Consider the following 20,096-nt stretch of genomic DNA (forward strand, 5'->3'; position numbering starts at 1 on the left):
AGGAGGGAGACACATGGCCATAAAAAGAAGCATCATCTTCAGGGTGGGGATTATATATCTCTTCTTCTTGGGACTCTCTTTTTGGCTTATTTTTGAACTGATTTCGTTGAAGCTTTTTGAGGCCGATCAATGGAAAGCCATTTCTCACAGCGGTAGCGACAGAAATATTGTAGATGCAAACCGTGGTGAAATTCTGGATGTAAACGGTCGGAAACTGGCTTGTTCTGTTCCCAGCTACCGGTTGTATATGGATTTGCTTGCAGAAGGTTTAACCGACGAACTGTTCAATGCACACATTGACTCACTGGCCTGGCATCTTTCTAATTTCTTCAGGGATAAAAGTGCCGCAGCTTACAAAAGGGATTTGACGCTGGCACGTCAAAACGGGCGCCGCTATCATATGGTTCATCCTCGCAGGATTTCTTACACTGATTTGCAAAAAGTAAATAATTTCCCATTATTCCGGCTTGGACGAAACAGGGGAGGATTTATTCCCGAACAATTTGACCGTCGTGAACTGCCTTTTGGTTCATTGGCTGCAAGAACCATTGGAAAACTTTATGGCGAAAGTTCCAAAGGCGGTATGGTTGGATTGGAGCATGCGTATAATGATGTTTTGAGCGGAACAGCTGGAAGCAGTGCAATGAAGCGCGTTTCGGGACGATGGGTGCCGGAAGTGGTTGTTCCACCTGTGGATGGATTGGATGTTGTTACCACCATCGATATTGCAATCCAGGATGTGGCCGAACATGCACTGAGAAACCAACTTGTGAGACACAATGCCAGCCACGGTGTTGCTATTTTAATGGAGGTTCAGACAGGAGCCATCAAAGCGATCGCCAACCTTCACAGGATCAGGCAAGGAGTTTATATTGAGGACTATTTTAATTATGCCATTGGTGCATCAACGGAACCGGGCTCAACTTTTAAATTGCCAGTTATTATGGCTGCCTTAGAAGATCGGACTATACGCGTAACAGACACCATAGACACGGGAAATGGAGCCTTTCGGTTTTTTGACCGGGTAATGCGTGATAGTAATCCGGCAGGTTTTGGAAAACTGAGCGTAAGTGAGGTGTTTGAAAAATCATCAAACGTTGGTATTTCCAAGGTTATTTTTGAGAATTATAAAGACAATCCTAGACGATTTGTAGATCGTTTGTACAATATGGGCCTCAACCGGCCTTTAGATGTTGAAATTCGTGGAGAGGGACGCCCTGTTATCAAGTACCCCGGAGACAATTCTTGGTCAGGAGTAACTTTACCTTGGATGTCTATTGGCTACGAGGTACAGTTAACGCCGCTGCAAACGCTTACTTTCTATAATGCGGTAGCCAACAAGGGACGAATGGTTAAGCCTAAGTTTGTAAAAGGATACAGCAGGCACGGTCGTATGGTTAAAAGATTCGCTCCAGAAGTGATAAATCCTTCTATTGCTTCACGGGAGACCATTGAAACTGCTCACCAGCTTTTATTGGGTGTTGTTGAGAGAGGTACGGCCACCAACATCAGAAACCGTCAGTACACAATTGCAGGAAAAACAGGCACAGCACAGGTGGCACGTGGTGCTGAAGGTTACAGGGGAGGGGGAAATGTTGAATACCAGGCTTCCTTTGTGGGATATTTTCCGGCTGACAATCCTCGATACTCCTGCATAGTAGTAGTTAGTGCCCCTTCAAACAATGTTTATTACGGGAATGTGGTGGCAGGCACTGTTTTCAGAGAGATTTCCGACAGAGTATATGCGACAACCATTCATGAGGCTTCTACACCGGTAATTGTCGCACAGAACCCCAATGCTGTCTTGCCTTTTTCAAAAGGGGGAACTCGTGATGAGTTAAATAAGATTTATGGCAAATTAGGATTGCCAGTGTATGATAAAAGTACAGAAACGGAATGGATCTCCACAATGGCAACTGATTCGGCTATTGTAATGCGACCCAGAGCCATCCCTTCGGGATTGGTTCCATCCGTCATTGGCATGGGAGCAAAAGATGCCATCGCAGTGTTAGAGAATGCAGGACTAAATGTACACATGCAGGGAGTTGGACGTGTTGTGAGTCAGTCATTGGCAGCGGGAACTTCCTTTAGACGTGGAAATACCATTTATATTCGATTGAATTAAAGAGTAAAAGTTAAATATATGAAGCAATTCATTGATTATATCGCATTTCTTGAGGAGAAGAAAGTTGTGGGGAATGGCAATCCCAAACTGGATGCCATCGTGTTTGATTCAAGAAAGGCAAATGCTACATCCCTGTTTGTTGCCATGAAGGGTACTGTAACCGATGGGCACAAGTTTATTCCTGCAGTTTTTGAGGCAGGATGTCGTGCGGTGGTATGTCAGGAATTGCCTGAAGCAATTCCTGATGATGCGGTGGTTGTTCAGGTTCGGGATTCTCACGAAGCCTTGGCAAAATTGGCCGCCTTTCATTTTGATTTTCCTTCTGATAAAATGAAGGTGGTGGGAGTGACCGGAACCAATGGAAAAACAACCGTTGCTACGCTACTTTACAGACTGGCTCTTAAACTTGGGTATAAAGTTGGATTATGTTCTACGGTTGCCAATTTTATCAACGATGTTAAGTTAGATGCATCCCATACAACTCCCGATGCTGTGACGCTTCAGGGACTGATGCGTCAAATGGTGGATGAGGGTTGCGACTATTGTTTTATGGAGGTGAGTTCTCATGCTCTGGATCAGAAAAGGGTGGTTGGCATCAACTACAGAGGAGGAATATACACCAACCTAACACACGACCATCTTGACTATCATAAAACTTTTGACGCATACCTGAAGGCTAAAAAAACTTTCTTCGACAATATGGCCAAAGAGGCCTTTGCTTTGGTCAATTGTGATGACAAAAACGGGATGGTCATGCTCCAGAATTGCAAAGCAAGCCATAGCACTTTCTCTTTACGGGAGATGGCCGATTTTCGCGGACGAATCATCGAGAGTCTGTTTGAAGGGATGCAATTAGAGTTTAACGGAAAAGAGATGTGGACTCCTTTTATCGGCCGTTTTAATGCATCGAATCTTCTGGCTGTTTATGGTGCCGCCATTTTGTTGGGATGGGATGAGCAGGAGGTGTTGAGATCTTTAAGTAGCCTTAGGTCGGTAGATGGACGGTTTGAAACAATCCGATCGAAAACCGGCGTTACCGGTGTGGTTGATTACGCCCACACCCCCGATGCACTGATTAATGTGCTGGAAGCTTTAAATCAAATTCGTAAACCCGAAAATGAGCTGATAACCGTGGTGGGAGCCGGAGGCGACCGCGATGCCACCAAACGGCCAATTATGGCTGCCGAAGCTGTTAAAAGCAGCTCACGGGTCATCCTGACTTCTGATAATCCGCGAAGCGAAAACCCGGAAACCATCATTGAGCAAATGATGGAAGGCGTACCTTTTAGTGATCGCATAAAAGTGATTTGTATTACAAACCGAAAAGAAGCCATTAAAACGGCCTGCACACTTGCTAAGAAAGGAGATGTTATTCTGGTGGCAGGCAAGGGACACGAGACATATCAGGAAGTTAAAGGTGTTCGTACCCATTTTGACGATCGCGAAATTATGCGTGACTATTTTGAACAGCTTACTGACAGATGATAAGAATTACAGATATGAGATATAAAGGCATTACAAATTTTGAAGAGTCCTGTAAATCTATTGCTTATCTGATTGTACAACATCTGGATATCTAATTGTCTAACATCTATACATCTAAATAAAAATGCTTTTTTATCTATTTGAATATTTGCAATCCATCGATTTCCCCGGAGCCGGGATGTTCCAATACATCTCTTTCCGATCGGGAATGGCTGTTATTTTTTCCTTACTCATTGGTCTTTTTATTGGTAAATGGGTAATTCGGAAATTGCAGAAACAACAAATCGGTGAAGTGGTTCGCGATCTTGGACTGGAAGGACAATACCAAAAGATTGGAACTCCTACCATGGGTGGCGTTATTATTATTGTCTCCATCCTGATTCCAGTGCTTATGTTTGCGCGGCTCGACAATGTTTATGTACTGCTGATGGTAGTCACAACTGTTTGGCTGGGGATCATTGGATTTCTTGATGATTACATCAAAGTTTTTAAGAAAAACAAGGAAGGACTGGCCGGCAGATTTAAAATCATCGGACAGGTTGGTTTGGGGTTAATCGTAGGACTTACGCTCTATTTTAATCAGGATGTGGTAGCACGAATCAAAACACCGGTACCCGATATGTACGTTGAATCTGTTGAGGGTGAAAAAGTGCAGAAAATAAAAGTGGAAACCATTAAAGCTCCCGTAACAAACGTCCCATTCTTTAAAAACAACCGGATAAACTATACCTCTTTGGTTGAGTTTTTAGGTGATAAAGCCAAAGCATGGGGGTGGGTGGTATTTGTTCTGGTGGTGACATTTATTATAACCGCCGTCTCCAACGGCGCAAACATGACGGACGGGTTGGATGGCTTGGCAACGGGGGTCTCCTCCATAATAGGAGTCACTCTCGGAATTTTTGCCTACGTCTCAGGCCATGCCATTTATGCCGATTATTTAAACATCATGTTCATTCCGCACTCGCAGGAGTTGGTGGTGTTTATGAGTGCATTTATAGGTGCGTGTATCGGATTTCTTTGGTATAACTCATTCCCGGCGCAGGTTTTTATGGGTGATACAGGCAGCTTGACCATTGGAGGCATCATTGCTGTTTTTGCAATATTGGTCAGGATAGAGTTGTTGATACCAATTCTTTGCGGAGTTTTTTTGGTTGAGAATTTATCTGTGATGATTCAGGTTGGATATTTTAAATATACCAAACGAAAATATGGAGAGGGGCGTCGTGTGTTTAAAATGGCACCTTTGCACCACCATTATCAAATGAAAGGATATACTGAATCCAAAATCGTTACGCGATTTTGGATTGTGAGCATCATATTGGCAGTACTGACCATTGTCACATTAAAAATCAGGTAAAATGCAAAAGAAAATTGTTATTCTGGGTGCAGGCGAAAGCGGAACAGGTGCCGCTCTTTTAGCTAAAAGCAAAGGATTCAAGGTGTTTGTTTCCGATATGGGACAAATTGCTCCCGGCTTTCGTCGTGAACTGGAGGATAACAATATCCTTTTTGAAGAGGGACAGCATTCATTTGAGAAGTTTGCCGAAGTAAAAGAAGTGATTAAAAGTCCCGGAATTCCCGATTCGGCTCCAATTGTGGTTAAGTTAAAATCTAATGGGGTTTCTATTATTTCTGATATTGAATTTGCCGGACGATACAGTAAGGCTCACATCATAGGAATTACAGGAAGCAATGGAAAAACCACAACTACGTTGTGGTTACATCACATCATGAAAATGGCAGGACTTGATGCTGTTTTGTCGGGAAATATTGGTGTAAGCCCATGCAGAACGCTGGTTGAACGCGATCCTGACTATTTTGTAATGGAACTGAGCAGTTTCCAGCTGGATGGAATCTTCTCTTTTCGGGTAAATACTGCAGTTATTACCAACATCACGCCCGACCATCTGGATAGATATGAATACCGTATGGATAATTATGTGGCATCCAAATTCCGCATCATTCAAAACCAACTCAGCGACGACTGCTTTATCTGGTGCCTGAATGATGATGTGATAAACCGAAATCTGAGAAATGGAATAACACCTGCTCATTTAATGCCTTTTTCACTTGATAAAGAGTGTGCCGCAAGGGTTGAGGATATGGAGTTGAGAACAGAAATTAACGAGCGAAAACTTATTTTGCCAATTAATGAAATTTCTCTCACGGGGAAACATAATTTGTACAATGCCATGGCTGCATCGTTGGCTGCTATGCACGCTGGGGTTGAAATTGAAGCCATTAAAGAAGGTTTGAGAACGTTTGGTGGGGTTGAGCACCGCCTGGAAAAGGTTGGCGAGAAAAATGGAGTACTGTTTATTAATGACTCAAAAGCCACCAATGTAAATTCCACATGGTATGCGCTGGATAGTATGAAAAGTCCAGTTGTTTGGATAGCAGGTGGAACGGATAAGGGAAATGATTATTCGGAGTTGAACGGATTGGTTAAAGAGAAAGTTAAAGCCCTTGTTTGCATGGGGTTGGAGAACACTCCTCTTAAAAATGCTTTTGGCACCATTGTGCCAAAATTGGTGGAGACAAAAAGTATGGAAGAGGCCGTTAAAATTGCTAAGGAATTAGCCGTAGAAGGAGATGTGGTTCTATTATCGCCGGCGTGTGCCAGTTTCGATTTGTTTAAAAACTATGAGCACCGAGGCAATTTGTTTAAGGAAATGGTTGGAAAAACTCAATAGAACATGGGAAATCTGGTAAAAAAATATTTAAAAGGAGACTCTATAATCTGGGTGATCATTGTTACTTTGTCCATCGTCTCCCTGCTGTCGGTGTATAGTGCAACCGGATTTTTGGCATATAAATATCAAGGGGGTAACACATCGCATTATATGTTTCGTCAGCTCTTTTCTTTGGGTATCGGGTTTGGGGTCATCGTTTTGGTGCATAATATATCCTATAAGTGGTTTGCCCGCTTTAGTCTGGTTGGGTTGTATTTCTCTATTGCATTATTGGCCATCACACTAATTGCCGGGGTAAATCTCAATATGGCCAGTCGCTGGTTAACCATTCCGGTTATTGGAATCACCTTTCAGCCATCCGAGATGGCAAAATTGGCGCTGATTGTTTTTGTGGCCAGAGTTCTGGCTCAGCATCAGAAAGATGATGCACCAACCCGGGAGGCCTTTAAACCCATCATGTTTTATGTGATGATAGTGGCAGGACTGATTTTTAGTGAAAACCTTTCCACCTCACTACTGGTGCTTTCTGTGGCAATGGCGATGATGTTTGTTGGCCGTGTACCACTGAAATATCTGCTGGGAACAGGACTGGCCGGGATTTTACTCGTTGTTGTGGTTTTGATATTGGCTCCAAAGGTTACTTTTTTGCCGCGAGCCCAAACCTGGTCTTCAAGGGTTGAGCAGTTTTTTAGTCCTGAAAAGGCCGACCGTTCATCCATGTATCAGCTGGAGCAAAGTAAAATAGCTGTTGCCTCCGGCGGATTCTTCGGAAAAGGTCCCGGTAACAGCGTGCAGCGCAATTTTATTCCTCACCCATACAGTGATTTTATTTTTGCCATCATTGCCGAAGAGTATGGTTTTCTTGGCCCCTTTGTGGTTTTGATGTGTTATCTCTTCCTGTTGGCGCGGATTGGGGTTATTGTGCATGCCAGTACCCGGACTTTCCCGGCATTTTTATCTCTTGGTTTGGGATTGATGCTTGTTTCTCAGGCATTTGTCAATATGGGAGTCGCCGTGGGTATTTTCCCGGTTACGGGTCAGCCATTGCCGCTTGTGAGCCTTGGAACCACGTCTGTTCTATTTACTTGTGTGGCATTCGGAATGATTCTGAGCGTTAGCCGACATAACATGGAAGAGAAGGAGAAAGCCAAAAAACAATCTGCCGTTATAGTAAATGATGAAATGGCATAAACATTTAAACAAATCTGATGATACTAAAGCAACCAAATATCATAATCAGCGGAGGAGGAACGGGAGGCCACATATTTCCGGCCATTTCTATTGCCGATGCCATTACAAAGCAAATGCCGGATTGTAAAATCCTTTTCGTCGGAGCCAAAGGACGTATGGAGATGGAGCGGGTTCCTGCTGCAGGTTACGAGATTGTTGGATTGCCAGTTGCCGGTTTTCAGCGCAGGATGACTTGGAAAAATATCACTTTTTTCTACAAGTTGGCAGCAAGTATGTATCAGGCACGGAAAATTGTGAGGCAGTTTAAGCCTCAGGTGGTTGTAGGAGTGGGGGGGTATGCAAGCGGCCCGGTTTTGCGCGCAGCATCATCGGTGGGGATTCCTACTCTTATTCAGGAGCAAAACAGTTTTCCCGGTGTTACCAACAGGATTCTTGCCAAAAAGGCCTCTGCCATTTGCGTTGCTTACCCCGGAATGGAGCGGTTTTTCTCGGCGCATAAAATCATATTCACCGGTAATCCCATCAGAAAGCAACTTTTGGAACATGTGGATACCAATGCAGCTTATGAATATTTTGGTCTCGAAAAGGGAGTTAAAACCATTCTAGTTGTTGGTGGCAGTTTGGGAGCAGGAAGCATAAATAAAGGTGTATTGAATAGAATAGAAGAGTTGCGAGAGCAACCTCTTCAACTGATATGGCAAACAGGAAAATTCTATTTTGAAGAGGTTGATGCGAAAATGAGCATTATAAATCTGCCAAATGTTAAAGCCATGGCTTTTGTTCAGCGAATGGACTATGCTTATAGCATAGCCGATTTGGTTATTTCAAGAGCCGGTGCTGGAACCATCAGTGAGCTGGCTTTACTTGGTAAGCCTTCGTTGCTGGTGCCTTCGCCCAATGTTTCAGAAGATCATCAAACCAAAAATGCCATGGCGCTGGTGGAGAAAGATGGTGCTGTTCTGGTTAAAGATTCTGACACTGAAGCGATGCTTCTGCCAACAGCCATAGAGTTACTGAATAACCCATCGAAGTTGAAAGTTTTAAGCAACAACATTAAAAACTTTGCCAAACCAGATGCCGGCGAGGTTATAGCCGGTGAAGTATTGAAATTGATAAAGTAAGAAAAGGATCTTTAAGATATATGAATTTAGCAGACAACATAAAGCAGGTTTGGTTCATCGGAATCGGCGGCATCGGAATGAGTGCTGTTGCCCGGTATTTTCATCTCAAGGGAATGCGAGTAGCTGGTTACGACCGAACGCCATCAGTGATTACTGATGCCATTGAATCTGAAGGCATGGAAGTCTGTTTTTCTGATGGTGTTGAACTAATAGGTGACGATTTTCGTGATGGTTCAACCACTTTAGTGGTTTTCACCCCTGCGGTTGAGGCATCGCACAGGCAGTTGATCTGGTTTCGTGAACACGGCTTTACCGTGTTAAAACGTTCTGAAGTGTTGGGTTTGATTACACAAAACAGCACCGCTGTTTGTGTGGCCGGTACGCATGGCAAAACCACTATTTCGACCATGGCTACCCATCTTTTCCGGCAGAGTGGTGTCGGTTGCACTGCTTTTTTGGGAGGCATTTCCAGAAATTACAGAACCAACTTTCTGTGGGATGAAAAATCCCCATTTACCATTCTGGAGGCAGATGAGTTTGACCGTTCGTTTTTGAGGCTTACACCTCAAACGGCAATTGTTTCCGCAATTGATGCCGACCATCTGGACATTTACGGCAATAAGGATGAGGTTGAAAAAGCTTTCGTGGAATTTGGAAACAGAATAGCTGAAAACGGAAATCTTTTGATAAAAAAAGGTATTGACGTCAATTGGAAACTGAACAATGGTGTGCGGATGTTCACCTATTCGCTGAACCAAACGGCCGATTTTTACGCAAAGGATGTGCAGCTTCAAAATGGTCGTTACTGTTTTAACATGGTCACACCTTTTGGCGAAATTGAAGGGTTGACATGCGGAATTCCTGGTTTGGTTAATGTTGAAAACGCCATTGGCGCAATGGCGCTGGCATTGCTCAATGGAGTAGATGAAGAGGAAATCAGGAAGGCATTGCCAACATTTACTGGAATAGCCAGACGTTTTGATGTTCTAATTAACCAGCCACAATTGGTTTATATCGATGATTACGCCCATCATCCTGAAGAGATACGAGCCACGTTGTCGAGTGTGAAGAATCTTTACCCGGGAGTGCCCGTAACCGGCATTTTTCAGCCCCATCTTTTTACTCGCACAAGGGATTTTGCAGAGGAATTTGCCGCTTCGTTATCTGTGTTGGATGAGGTTTTATTGATGGATATATATCCTGCTCGGGAAAATCCCATTGAAGGGGTGGATTCACAAATGATTGGTGAAAAAATTAAGAATATCTCTGTGATATACTGCAACAGAACCGATGTTGTAGAAAAACTCAATATTACCACTCCACGAGTGGTTATATCCATGGGAGCCGGAGACATCGACCGGGAAGTGAATCGTTTAAAAGACAAAATTGAACAACTTATCAAGCAAAAATAACTGTTTATAAAACTCTTTGATTTGTTGATAAATAAACTGTTCGTGAGTAAGGTTGGGAGTGTGAAAAAGTTTATATTTAAGCGAATTATAATGGTTTGGAAGTTCGGGAATTAATGAAAAGAGCGTTAAACATACTAAAATGGGTGTTTTTGGGGATTTATTTTCCCCTGATGCTTTCATTTGTTTCAGTCAGCTCGCGTTCCACAATCTGTATTGACGTTAATGTGGTGATTCGGGATAGCATAGAGGCAGGTTTTGTTTCCGCTGCTGACATTCGTTCGAGTATACTCGATAAATATCCTGATTTGCTTGGTTCGCCCATCAATAAGATTGATTTTTATAAGATGGAGAGTTTTGTAAATGAGCATACTGCCATCAAAACAACTCAGGTTTATAATACAGCCCGTGGGGTTTTACAGGTGATGGTGAATCAGCATCAGCCAATTGTTCGGGTATTTGCCCCCGAAGGAACATATTATCTGGATTTGAATGGTCAGCGCATTCCCGTTTCCAATCGCTTTACAGCGAGGGTTTTGGTAGCAAATGGTCATATCCCAGCCGATAAATCCGATTTGGTAAATGTGTCACGGTTAATTGCCACCGATCCGTTTTGGAATGCTCAAATGGAGCAAATCTACATTCGACGAAATAATGAGTACATATTGGTGCCGCGTGTTGGCGAACACTGGATTTTACTTGGTCAACCCGAAAGGGTTGAGCAAAAACTTGCGAAACTGAAGGCTCTTTATAAACAAGGTCTCGATCCGCTGGAATGGAATGAATATCAGTTGATTAATCTGAAGTATGAAAACCAGGTCATCTGTTCAAGAAACAGAGATTTGTAAAAGAAAATATTGTTGTGTTGTTCAGGAAGCAGCAGCTTCCTAATGAAAAATAGAAATATGATGAACCCCGAATCTAAATTAATCGCAGCTGTTGACATCGGAACCACGAAGGTGGTTGCGGTGGTTGGTCGTAAATTGTCCAATGGTGGCATTGAGGTACTCGGCATTGAAAAAACTCCATCAACGGGAGTCAAGCGCGGAGTTATTTCAAACATCAGTGAAACGGTAAATGCCATACGAATGGCTGTGTCAAGTCTGGAGTCGCGACTGGACATACACATCACTGATGTGTATGTTGGAATGACCGGATATGCCATGAAGAGCTTTTCGAACAGAACGTATAAGTTCATTGAACCCAATAGCGAAATTTCTTCATTTGATGTTGACCAGTTGCGTAACGACAGCTACAGAATATCTCTGGATCCGGGAGAGAAAGTGGTGCATGTCATTCCACAGGATTACACCGTTGACAATGAGTCAGGTGAGAAGAATCCCGTAGGTATGTCCGGTCATCGCCTGGAAGGGTTCTTTCACGTGGTAATTGGCCGAATGCCCATTATAAAGGACATAGAAAAGTGCATTCATCGTGCAGGATTAAACCTGGCCGGTATTGTGCTTGAATCATTGGCTTCATCGCACGGGGTATTAACTGAAGAGGAGATGGAGGCGGGTGTTGTTATGATTGATATTGGTGGCGGAACCACTGATTTTGCCCTGTTTTACGATGGAATAATACGGCATACTGCCGTTATTCCTTTTGGAGGAAATACGGTTACAAATGATATCAAGGAGGGATGTTCCGTTTTACATAAGCAGGCAGAATCGCTTAAAAAACAATTTGGTTCAGCCATCGGAAGCATGACTCGTGAGGATATGGTGGTTGCAATTCCGGGAATGCCGGGTTGGGAAGCCAAAGAGATTTCCTTCCAAAATCTGGCCTATATCATCCAGGCTCGTATGGAAGAGATTATCGAGTACATCGCCTACCATATTGAGAAATCGGGGTGCTACGATAAGCTTGGTGCAGGCATTGTTATTACCGGAGGAGGTGCTTTACTCAAAAATATTGCACATCTGGTAAAACTTAAAACGGGTCTTGATGTTCGCATTGGGCAGCCCGACAGATATTTAAGTAAGGTTGTATTACCCGATGAAGACAACGCTACCTATTCAACAGCCATCGGGTTATTACTAAGCAGCAGTTTGTATACCACGCCTAAATTTGTGGAACAGAAACTGTTTGATGCTTCTGTTGATGAAGATAGAGCGGAAAGCCCTAAACAGAAGAGAAATACACGAACCAAATCTGTGAAATCCAAAATAAGCAAGGAAGCCGGTTATATAACCGGCGACCTGTTTGGGAACCTGAAAAAGAGCATAGCCGGGATCTTTGATGAAAAAGATGTGGAGATGTAATTTTTGTTTTAATTGAGAAGCTTGCAAATCAGTAGCATATGACAGATGATTTGATGAATTTTGAAATACCCAGTCACCGTTCTTCCATCATTAAAGTGATTGGAGTTGGGGGAGGAGGAAGTAATGCAGTAAACTACATGTACAATCTTGGCATTAAGGATGTCAATTTTGTTGTGTGTAATACCGATGCCCAGGCTTTGGTTAACAGCCCGGTTCCAATTAAGGTTCAATTGGGTGAATCATTAACCGAAGGCCGGGGAGCTGGGAACAAACCTGACAGAGGCCGGCAGGCAGCTATTGAGAGTATTGGAGACTTAACCCGCGTTTTGGGAGACAATACAAAAATGGTCTTCATTACAGCCGGTATGGGTGGAGGAACCGGAACCGGAGCAGCTCCCGTGGTCGCACAAACGGCTAAGGATTTAGGCATTTTGACTGTTGGAATTGTGACCATTCCTTTTAAGTTTGAAGGAAAGGTCAGGATTTCTCAGGCCATTGATGGCATTGCTGAAATGGAAAAACATGTGGACTCTCTCCTGATTATTAATAATGAAAAATTGAGAGAGATGTACGGGGATTTGAAATTAAGCAATGCATTTTCCCGTGCTGATAATGTTTTGGCAACTGCTGCCAAAGGAATTGCTGAAATCATCACTGTACACGGATACATCAACGTGGATTTTGCCGATGTTGAAACCGTGATGAAAGATAGTGGTGTAGCCATCATGGGATCGGGAACCGGAATTGGTGAATTCCGTGCCATTGATGCCATTCAGGCTGCACTTGAATCGCCACTGTTGAATAACAACAAAATTGAAGGAGCAGGTAATATCCTCCTGAACATTACATCCGGTAAGGATGAAATAACCATGGACGAGGTTGGTCAAATTACCGATTATGTGCAGGATGTAGTTGGGCATTCAGCATCCATCATCTGGGGAACCGGAAATGAAGAGAGTCTGGATGATGAAGTAACTGTTACCATTATAGCAACCGGTTTTGCCTACAGCAATATGGTTGAACCTACACCGGCCGTTCCTGAGAAAAAAGTAACTCGCCTCGAAATGGATTCTGAAGGCAATCTCACTCCTGTGGGTGACGAATCTCCATCTTTTGTGGACAGTGATGATGAAATTGAGATGGATGATTTACCTCCAAGGGTTGTCCAGTTTTCGGATGTGGATAAGGAAAGAGAGAGGAGGATAGAGCTTCTATATGGAAAACCGGAAAAAGAGAAGAAAAAGACCAGCGATGAGGATGATATTTTTGCCGTGGATGATGAAATCGAGCCGCGTTTATTTGATAAGAGGTCTGATGATTCGGTTGTTTCTGTAGATCCAGAGGATTTACTTGATGAAAAACGAATTGATGAAATTGAAAATGTTCCTGCGTATAAACGCAGGAATGTGCGTCCGGAGAACCAATCCTCATCAGTTTCAGTTAAAGATGAGCCACGTGTTTCCAGATTTTCCATAACCGATAATGGTGGTAAGCCAAAAATCAGTCCGAACAACCGGTATTTGCACGATAATGTCGATTAAAAGTAGAAGATTATGAGTTTGTTTGAAAAAGTAAATGAAGATATTAAGTCAGCGATGAAAGCGCGCGAAAGGGTGCGTCTGGACGCACTCAGATCCATCAAAAAAGAGTTGCTTGAGGCACGTACGGCCAAAAATGCGGGTGGTGAAGTGTCTGAGTCCGATGAGATTCGGATTTTACAGAAAATGGTAAAGCAAAGACGCGATTCTGCGGAGATTTATGCTACCCAAAATCGTCAGGAGATGGCCGATCAGGAGAATCACGAGGCTGAAGTAATATCAGCCTATCTTCCGGCTCAGTTAACCACTGAAGAGCTTGAATCTGCCGTGAAAGAGATCATCGTAACTACAGGAGCTTCATCCATGAAAGAGATGGGTAAGGTGATGGGAGTAGCTTCTTCTATGCTTGCCGGTAAAGCTGATGGAAAAGATATTTCAGCCATGGTAAAGAAGTTGTTGAGCTAATAAATTATTGAGAGTATGATATAAAAACGGCTGCTTCACAGAAGCAGCCGTTTTTAGTTATATCCTTCTAAGCAGTTTATCTGCTCTGGGTTTTAAACTTCTAATAAAATCTTAATCTTCTGTCAACTATTGAAGCCTCATCTATCATGTTTTCAATTAGCTGATGGTCGACTTTCATGGTCAGATTCTGGTTGATTTCACGCATGATGTTCTCTACTGAAGGCTCTCGTTCTTCAATATTGGTTACTCGTACCACATAAACGCCATTGTTTCCTCTTACAGGTACAGAAATCTGGTTTAGTGGTGCATGAGCGGCCAGAGAAACCAACGCAGGTTCAACGCCGGCACCTGGAACCTGAAATGATCCAAAAGTAACACCATTTGCTACCATTACTGTTTCACCAAGTGCTTCTGCAATGGCTACCATATCTAATCCGGTAGCTGTTTTTTCCTGGAATCTCGCTTTCAAAATCTCCGCTTTTTTATCATTGCGTAATTGGCGTTCAATTTCGCTTCTTACGTCAGCCAAAGGTCTTACTCCTTCTCTGTTAACAGTTGTGAGATGAGCCACTACAAACTGGTCGCCAAGTTCAAATGCGGGCGACATGGCTCCTTCTGATGCATCATATGCCCATCTTACCACTTCTCTTGAATTTTGAAGAGCGCCAACCGATCTGTCATTCTCTCTGATGTTACGACCAAAACGTTTGGTTAATCCTTCCTCTTCAATTGCCTGATTAAATTTCTCAGGTGTATTATTTACAGCGGCAAAACGGGTTGCCCTAGTGTATACATCCTGATAAGTTCTGGAACTGTAGTTGATGTTTCTTGCCAGTGTTGCAATCTGGTATTTAGGTGTTGGTCTGCCTTGTTGTTGAATGTTGATGATATGCACACCAAACTGAGTTTCAACTTTTACAATGTCACCGGTGCTTCCCTGAAAAGCAGCATCATTGAATGGCTGAACCATCATTCCTTCTCGGAACCAACCCAGGTCACCTCCGTTAACGGCTGATCCGGGGTCTGTTGAATACTCACGGGCCAGTGTGGCAAAATTTGCACCGCCTCTTATTAAATTCATTAAACTGTCAGCTACGGTGTGACTCTCTGCCGGTGTCATTTCCTGAATTAATATATGACGTGCACGTACAGAATCAGGAATATTATTGACGGCAACCAGACGGGTTAATCTGTAGCTCTCATTTTCAAGATAGGGCCCATGTACATCACCAACTGAAGCATTGGTCACAAACTGCTCTAGTCTGGAACTTAATTCTGATGCACGATAGTTTCGACCTGTAAACGGCTCATCAGAGTTCAGATTAACAAATTGAGCAGCGTCAAGATCCTCCGCCGAGAAACGATCATACATATTGTTGATCCAATCCTCAGCAGCACGTCTGTCCTCCTCAGTTGGCTCAATAACAAAAGTCACATACTCTATGGTTCGTGATGCCTCTTGTTTAAATCTGTTACGGTTTCTGTTGTAAAAATCTCTGATTTCGTTGTCGGTAACAGTTACATCAGCATCGTCGATGGATGTAAACCTTGCAGTAACAAATTCAAAGTCAACAGCATGACTTCTGGAGCTTATTTCAGAATCTTTCCATAGTGATGGTACAAACATACCTCTTTTGATGGCGGTGGAGAATTTGTTGTAGGCTCTTTCATTCATGAGCTGCTCTTCCATCATCATCCAATAGAAATATGCAATGTGGTCACTGTTTTTCATCATCAAGAAGTTGATAACCTGTTGTTGGTCAAACGCTCCTGTTTGTGGGTTAGCAAATAAGGGATGCTGACGAATGGCTGGGTGAATGTTCCTTCCGGTTACCATGTCCATCAACTCGTCTGATGTAACGCTAATTCCAAGTTCTTCATATTGCTCTTCCAGCAGGATCTGATTGATCATTTGCATCCAGACCTCTTCTCTTAACCTGTGTACCTCTTCCTCTGAGAGGGAGGATACTCCACGGTTGAGTTTGTTGAACTCTTCCATCTCGGTTACTCTATTCTGGAATTCCTGGATGCTTACTGAGGTGCCGTTTATATTTGCGACTTCATCCTGAGATCCTGAAAATACAGAACCTCCAGACCCCATAAAATCCATCATGATAAATGCAAACAGGGCAAAGCCAATAAATATGGCTACAAGAAGACCTCCTTTTCTACGTAATGTTTCTAAAGTTGCCATTCGAAATACAGATTTAATATTTAGCTTTTTAAAACAGGCTACGAATATACAAAAAAATGCTTTACATGATTCTAAACCTGATTAAATCATATATTTATATGTGAAGCGCCATGTTGTGTTAAAGCAATAAGTGTTTTGTATGTCAGTCTTTTATAGAGATTTGAACGAGTTCGACCTTGGATTTTGTCGCTTCAATTATCTGTATGTTGAAATGTTTAAAATCTAACTCTTCATTTGGCGCCGGAATGGCTTCGTTTTTGAATAAAATAAGGCCTGCAAGCGTTTCGTAATTGTCCGATACCGGGAGTTGCAAGGTAGGGTATTTGTCGTTTAGGTAGTCTATCTCAAAGCGACCACTGAATTGATAGGTGTATTCGTCAATCTGTTTCTCAATCAAATCAGATGTGTCGTGTTCATCATCTATTTCTCCGAAAATTTCCTCTAGGATATCCTCCAGAGTCACAATTCCTGCTGTGCCACCAAATTCATCAACAACCAGTGCGATGCTTTTATGCTCTTTGGTAAAGGTTTCAAGTAGTTTGCTGGCTGCCATCGTTTCCGGTACAACCGATAATGGACTGATGATGTTCCTTAATCGTTGTGGATTTCTAAACAGGGATGAAACATGCACATACCCAATGATGTCGTCAATGTTTTCTTTGAAAATTAGGATCTTAGAGTGTCCTGTTTCAATAAATTTTTGTCTGATGTTATCCAGTGTTTCGTCAATATCACACGCCGCAATTTCTGTTCGGGGTATCAGACATTCTCTTACTTTTATGTTGGAAAAATCCAGTGCATTCTTGAAAAACTTCATCTCTTCCGGCATGGGTTCGTCTTCATCTGCTTTTTCCTGATGTTCGGTTATGAGATGACTCAAGTCAACCGCGCCAATAACTATGCTGCTGTCTATAGGAGTGCCAGGGGCTTTCAATATTTTCCTTATGAAAAAATTGGAAAAACCTAATACGAGTTTTGAAAATGGGAAAAATATTGAGTAAAAGATGAAAAGGGGAATGGAAAGAAGGTTTAAGGTAAACCCGGGGTTTAATCTGAATAGGATTTTGGGGAGAAATTCAGCAACAACAAGTATGATGATGGTGCTTATGATTGTCTGGATAAACAACACAGGAAAATCGCTTTCGAAGAAGCGATTTATTTCGGGTTCTATCAGGTTGGCCATATATATACCATATACCACCAATGCGATGTTATTTCCTATTAATATGGTAGAAATGAAAAGCCCCGGATTGGTATGAAACCGATCGGTTATTTTGCTCAAACGCGGTGTGCGCTTGCGATTAAGCTCAATCAGAAGTTTGTTGGAGGAAAGAAAAGCCATCTCACTTCCTGAGAAGAATGCTGAAAGAATTAAAGTAAGCAGAATAACAGATGCCTGATCCATTGGTTGCGGTTTTCTTTCCTGAGTTTAAATGAGGTTTAAAGTTAGTAATTTCTTTAAAGATTAAAAACCGTATGGTTTTTTAATCTTCTGAAATTGTTGGTCGTTGTTGATTTATTTCGGGCGCGATTTCTTCCGGTTCATCTGCTGAAGCAGTTCCGGTTTGTATATCATCAACCTGCAAAATGCCACTGATGTTTTTAATGATGTAGTTTTGCATTCTTTCATCTGACTCAAATCCGTAACCGGTAATGATTTCGGTGTCGGTGGTAATTTTTATAAACTGATCTGAATAGATGATCTCTTTTTGCGCATCCCAAAAAAGCAACTCGGTATTGATTACATCTCCGTCGGTATTAACTGCTTCAACATCGTTGCGCAGTTCCCATAAATCGTCGTCCTGATAGTATATGGCTTCGTTACTTTTTATCTGAGCATCAACCTCTTGCTCGTTATTATAAACGAAAAGGTGAAGGCCTTTGGGGAATTCAATAGTTGGCTCTTTTCGCTGATCAAATTGAAGCATTTCGGGTGTTATAAACTGATATTTTATTTTACCCGAATCGGTAATGGTTGCTGTCAGATCATGAAGGATCAAACTTGGCAGTTCTTCCCGGTTGGTGAGTTCCTGTATCTCTTCCGGCCTGTTGGGTTTACAGGAGGAAACAGAAACCATTAAGGCAAGTAGTATAAATATACTACTTGCCTTAATGATTTTAATCCTATATAAAGGTGCTGTTTTCAAGTGAGCACAATTATTATCTGGTTCGTACTGTGGTTCTCTCATTTATCCATCCACCTACAGTGTATGAGGATCCGGTTTCAAGTCCTCTGAAGAATATCTCTTCGGTGGCAGGGAAATGCTCGGAGAAAGCTCTGATTTGCGAATTTGCCTCTGACTCAAATGATGAATCAACGGATTTGGCTCTCATAAATTTATCTACTGCTGCCCAGTATACAGCTTTCTTTTCAAAATCATCGTTTCCTACCTGATCAGCCGCCGCTGCATAGGCTCTGCCAATGGTCATAAACGGAGCACCCCAATTAGGTCTTGCATCAATAGCACGTAGCGCATATCTTCTGGATGCAGGGTAGTTTCCTTTTGACAGATGAATCTGAGCCAATTGGTGCAAATATTCACCTCGTTGATTATCATCTTCGGTGAGTTCTATAGCTTCACCAAAATATTCAATGGCTCTGTCGAAATTGCTGGCTTTAAGATGCATTCTGGCCAACCCGTATGCAGATGCTCCAGATGGTTCAATGTTGTGCTGATATTCAGAAACCTGATATAGCAATTCAGAGTCCTCGCATAAACCTCTGGCCAATAGTTGGTTTACTCTTCTTAGCCAGCTTAGGTCGTACTTATTTTCTTCCAGTTGAGGTGCATATATTCTTTCAATTACCTCACAATTAGCTGCGCCACTGTTTGCAAACAAGCTTTCAGCACTCTCTTTAACAGTGTTAAGTGTTTCATGCTGGCTGGCGAAACTTTGATCTCTTAACTGAAAATCTACTATTTCTGAAACAATAGTGTAGTTTTTTACAAGATCTTCGGCAGTTAATTCACCCATTCGATAAAGTTGAACCGAACTGCTCATGTACGTTGCTAATACAGGAACTTGCGACCGGCGATTCAATTCGTTTATCGACTCGTCAAGCAACACATAGGCCTCGCGAAGAACCTGATTGTCATTTCGCTTATATCGTAGCATATCAAGTGCTTTGAGACCTTTTATAATAGGGGTAGGAACCCTTGGATGATCTCCGAAATATTCCATCCTCTGGTTGTGTACGCGCATTAAAAGTTGATAGAGTTCTTCAAATTTTGCGGGGTCTCTTGTTTCTGCCAGTCTCTGGCGCACCATGTTTATGCCGTCAATGTAAATATTAACGTGCGCTGCCGGACACTCATCAAGTACTTGTATCCATGAATTCCACGCATCGTTGATGTTATTATTACGAAAATCTTCTGAATAGAGAGACAGATTACGGATACAACGAATGCTGTCTTCGCCTATTCCGTACCTGGTGCCGGACTCTAATCCCGTTTGTGCTACAGTTTGAGTTAATGTGATGATTAACCCAATAGCAATTAATTTTATCGCTTTCATGATCCTGTGGTTTTAAATTGCCTTTCCTGAGTCCTTGAACAGAATGTTCTTCTATGGACTCTAAGTTGCTGTTATGATTGTGTTTGTTGATTCTA

15 protein-coding genes are annotated in these 20,096 nt (G+C 42.5%); 11 read left to right on the forward strand and 4 right to left on the reverse strand.

The features are described 5' to 3' along the window. The first annotated feature begins 13 nt into the window (after positions 1–13). The 11 genes from B5X70_RS13095 to B5X70_RS13150 all read left to right on the forward strand — a co-directional run bounded on the left by B5X70_RS13095 (position 14) and on the right by B5X70_RS13150 (position 14,291). The gene (locus B5X70_RS13095; protein ID WP_079558356.1) at positions 14–2,125 is read left to right on the forward strand and encodes a penicillin-binding protein; all 2,112 of its coding nucleotides are present in this window, start codon (positions 14–16) and stop codon (positions 2,123–2,125) included. Between the two features lie 18 nt (positions 2,126–2,143). Next, positions 2,144–3,610, forward strand: a complete 1,467-nt coding sequence (locus B5X70_RS13100; protein WP_079558357.1) for a UDP-N-acetylmuramoyl-L-alanyl-D-glutamate--2,6-diaminopimelate ligase — start codon at positions 2,144–2,146, stop codon at positions 3,608–3,610. Positions 3,611–3,734: 124 nt separating this feature from the next. After that, the gene (mraY, locus tag B5X70_RS13105; protein ID WP_079558358.1) at positions 3,735–4,967 is read left to right on the forward strand and encodes a phospho-N-acetylmuramoyl-pentapeptide-transferase; all 1,233 of its coding nucleotides are present in this window, start codon (positions 3,735–3,737) and stop codon (positions 4,965–4,967) included. A 1-nt stretch (position 4,968) separates the two neighbouring features. Next, positions 4,969–6,303, forward strand: coding sequence for a UDP-N-acetylmuramoyl-L-alanine--D-glutamate ligase (gene murD, locus B5X70_RS13110; RefSeq protein ID WP_079558359.1), 1,335 nt, complete (start codon positions 4,969–4,971; stop codon positions 6,301–6,303). Positions 6,304–6,306: 3 nt separating this feature from the next. Next, positions 6,307–7,494, forward strand: a complete 1,188-nt coding sequence (locus B5X70_RS13115; RefSeq protein ID WP_079558360.1) for an FtsW/RodA/SpoVE family cell cycle protein — start codon at positions 6,307–6,309, stop codon at positions 7,492–7,494. Between the two features lie 17 nt (positions 7,495–7,511). Continuing rightward, on the forward strand, positions 7,512–8,615 hold the full coding sequence (gene murG / locus B5X70_RS13120) for an undecaprenyldiphospho-muramoylpentapeptide beta-N-acetylglucosaminyltransferase (RefSeq protein ID WP_079558361.1): 1,104 nt from the start codon (positions 7,512–7,514) through the stop codon (positions 8,613–8,615). A 20-nt stretch (positions 8,616–8,635) separates the two neighbouring features. Beyond that, positions 8,636–10,027 (forward strand): UDP-N-acetylmuramate--L-alanine ligase, encoded by a 1,392-nt coding sequence (gene murC / locus B5X70_RS13125; RefSeq protein WP_079558362.1) that lies wholly within the window; start codon positions 8,636–8,638, stop codon positions 10,025–10,027. A gap of 113 nt (positions 10,028–10,140) precedes the next feature. Then, the gene (locus tag B5X70_RS13135) at positions 10,141–10,872 is read left to right on the forward strand and encodes a cell division protein FtsQ/DivIB (protein WP_088328552.1); all 732 of its coding nucleotides are present in this window, start codon (positions 10,141–10,143) and stop codon (positions 10,870–10,872) included. Positions 10,873–10,929: 57 nt separating this feature from the next. Then, entirely contained in the window at positions 10,930–12,288 is a 1,359-nt protein-coding gene (ftsA, locus tag B5X70_RS13140) for a cell division protein FtsA (RefSeq protein WP_232468392.1), read from the forward strand. 38 nt (positions 12,289–12,326) lie between these two features. Beyond that, entirely contained in the window at positions 12,327–13,829 is a 1,503-nt protein-coding gene (gene ftsZ, locus B5X70_RS13145; protein WP_079558365.1) for a cell division protein FtsZ, read from the forward strand. A 12-nt stretch (positions 13,830–13,841) separates the two neighbouring features. Further along, entirely contained in the window at positions 13,842–14,291 is a 450-nt protein-coding gene (locus B5X70_RS13150) for a GatB/YqeY domain-containing protein (RefSeq protein ID WP_079558366.1), read from the forward strand. A 100-nt stretch (positions 14,292–14,391) separates the two neighbouring features. Here the strand turns inward: B5X70_RS13150 and B5X70_RS13155 are convergent, their stop codons facing one another. From B5X70_RS13155 to B5X70_RS13170, 4 genes are all read right to left on the reverse strand, one after another. Beyond that, a complete protein-coding gene (locus B5X70_RS13155; RefSeq protein WP_079558367.1) occupies positions 14,392–16,485 on the reverse strand; it encodes a peptidylprolyl isomerase in 2,094 nt (697 codons plus the stop codon). Positions 16,486–16,627: 142 nt separating this feature from the next. After that, a complete protein-coding gene (locus tag B5X70_RS13160) occupies positions 16,628–17,890 on the reverse strand; it encodes a hemolysin family protein (RefSeq protein ID WP_079558368.1) in 1,263 nt (420 codons plus the stop codon). 79 nt (positions 17,891–17,969) lie between these two features. Further along, the gene (gene lptC / locus B5X70_RS13165) at positions 17,970–18,632 is read right to left on the reverse strand and encodes an LPS export ABC transporter periplasmic protein LptC (protein WP_232468391.1); all 663 of its coding nucleotides are present in this window, start codon (positions 18,630–18,632) and stop codon (positions 17,970–17,972) included. Positions 18,633–18,645: 13 nt separating this feature from the next. Beyond that, positions 18,646–20,001, reverse strand: a complete 1,356-nt coding sequence (locus B5X70_RS13170; protein WP_079558370.1) for a tetratricopeptide repeat protein — start codon at positions 19,999–20,001, stop codon at positions 18,646–18,648. Positions 20,002–20,096: the final 95 nt, after the last annotated feature.

Origin of the sequence: Alkalitalea saponilacus, assembly GCF_900168165.1 — a bacterium.
Classification (GTDB): domain Bacteria; phylum Bacteroidota; class Bacteroidia; order Bacteroidales; family Marinilabiliaceae; genus Natronoflexus; species Natronoflexus saponilacus.

Bases quoted from the DNA above. Each gene is read 5' to 3' on its own strand.
- B5X70_RS13100 (WP_079558357.1), top strand. From the start codon at position 2,144: ATGAAGCAATTCATTGATTATATCGCATTTCTTGAGGAGAAGAAAGTT.
- murC (WP_079558362.1), top strand. From the start codon at position 8,636: ATGAATTTAGCAGACAACATAAAGCAGGTTTGGTTCATCGGAATCGGC.
- B5X70_RS13170 (WP_079558370.1), bottom strand. From the start codon at position 20,001: ATGAAAGCGATAAAATTAATTGCTATTGGGTTAATCATCACATTAACT.
- B5X70_RS13160 (WP_079558368.1), bottom strand. From the start codon at position 17,890: ATGGATCAGGCATCTGTTATTCTGCTTACTTTAATTCTTTCAGCATTC.
- B5X70_RS13135 (WP_088328552.1), top strand. From the start codon at position 10,141: ATGAAAAGAGCGTTAAACATACTAAAATGGGTGTTTTTGGGGATTTAT.
- B5X70_RS13095 (WP_079558356.1), top strand. From the start codon at position 14: ATGGCCATAAAAAGAAGCATCATCTTCAGGGTGGGGATTATATATCTC.
- B5X70_RS13115 (WP_079558360.1), top strand. From the start codon at position 6,307: ATGGGAAATCTGGTAAAAAAATATTTAAAAGGAGACTCTATAATCTGG.
- murG (WP_079558361.1), top strand. From the start codon at position 7,512: ATGATACTAAAGCAACCAAATATCATAATCAGCGGAGGAGGAACGGGA.
- ftsZ (WP_079558365.1), top strand. From the start codon at position 12,327: ATGACAGATGATTTGATGAATTTTGAAATACCCAGTCACCGTTCTTCC.
- B5X70_RS13155 (WP_079558367.1), bottom strand. From the start codon at position 16,485: ATGGCAACTTTAGAAACATTACGTAGAAAAGGAGGTCTTCTTGTAGCC.
- ftsA (WP_232468392.1), top strand. From the start codon at position 10,930: ATGATGAACCCCGAATCTAAATTAATCGCAGCTGTTGACATCGGAACC.
- mraY (WP_079558358.1), top strand. From the start codon at position 3,735: ATGCTTTTTTATCTATTTGAATATTTGCAATCCATCGATTTCCCCGGA.
- murD (WP_079558359.1), top strand. From the start codon at position 4,969: ATGCAAAAGAAAATTGTTATTCTGGGTGCAGGCGAAAGCGGAACAGGT.
- B5X70_RS13150 (WP_079558366.1), top strand. From the start codon at position 13,842: ATGAGTTTGTTTGAAAAAGTAAATGAAGATATTAAGTCAGCGATGAAA.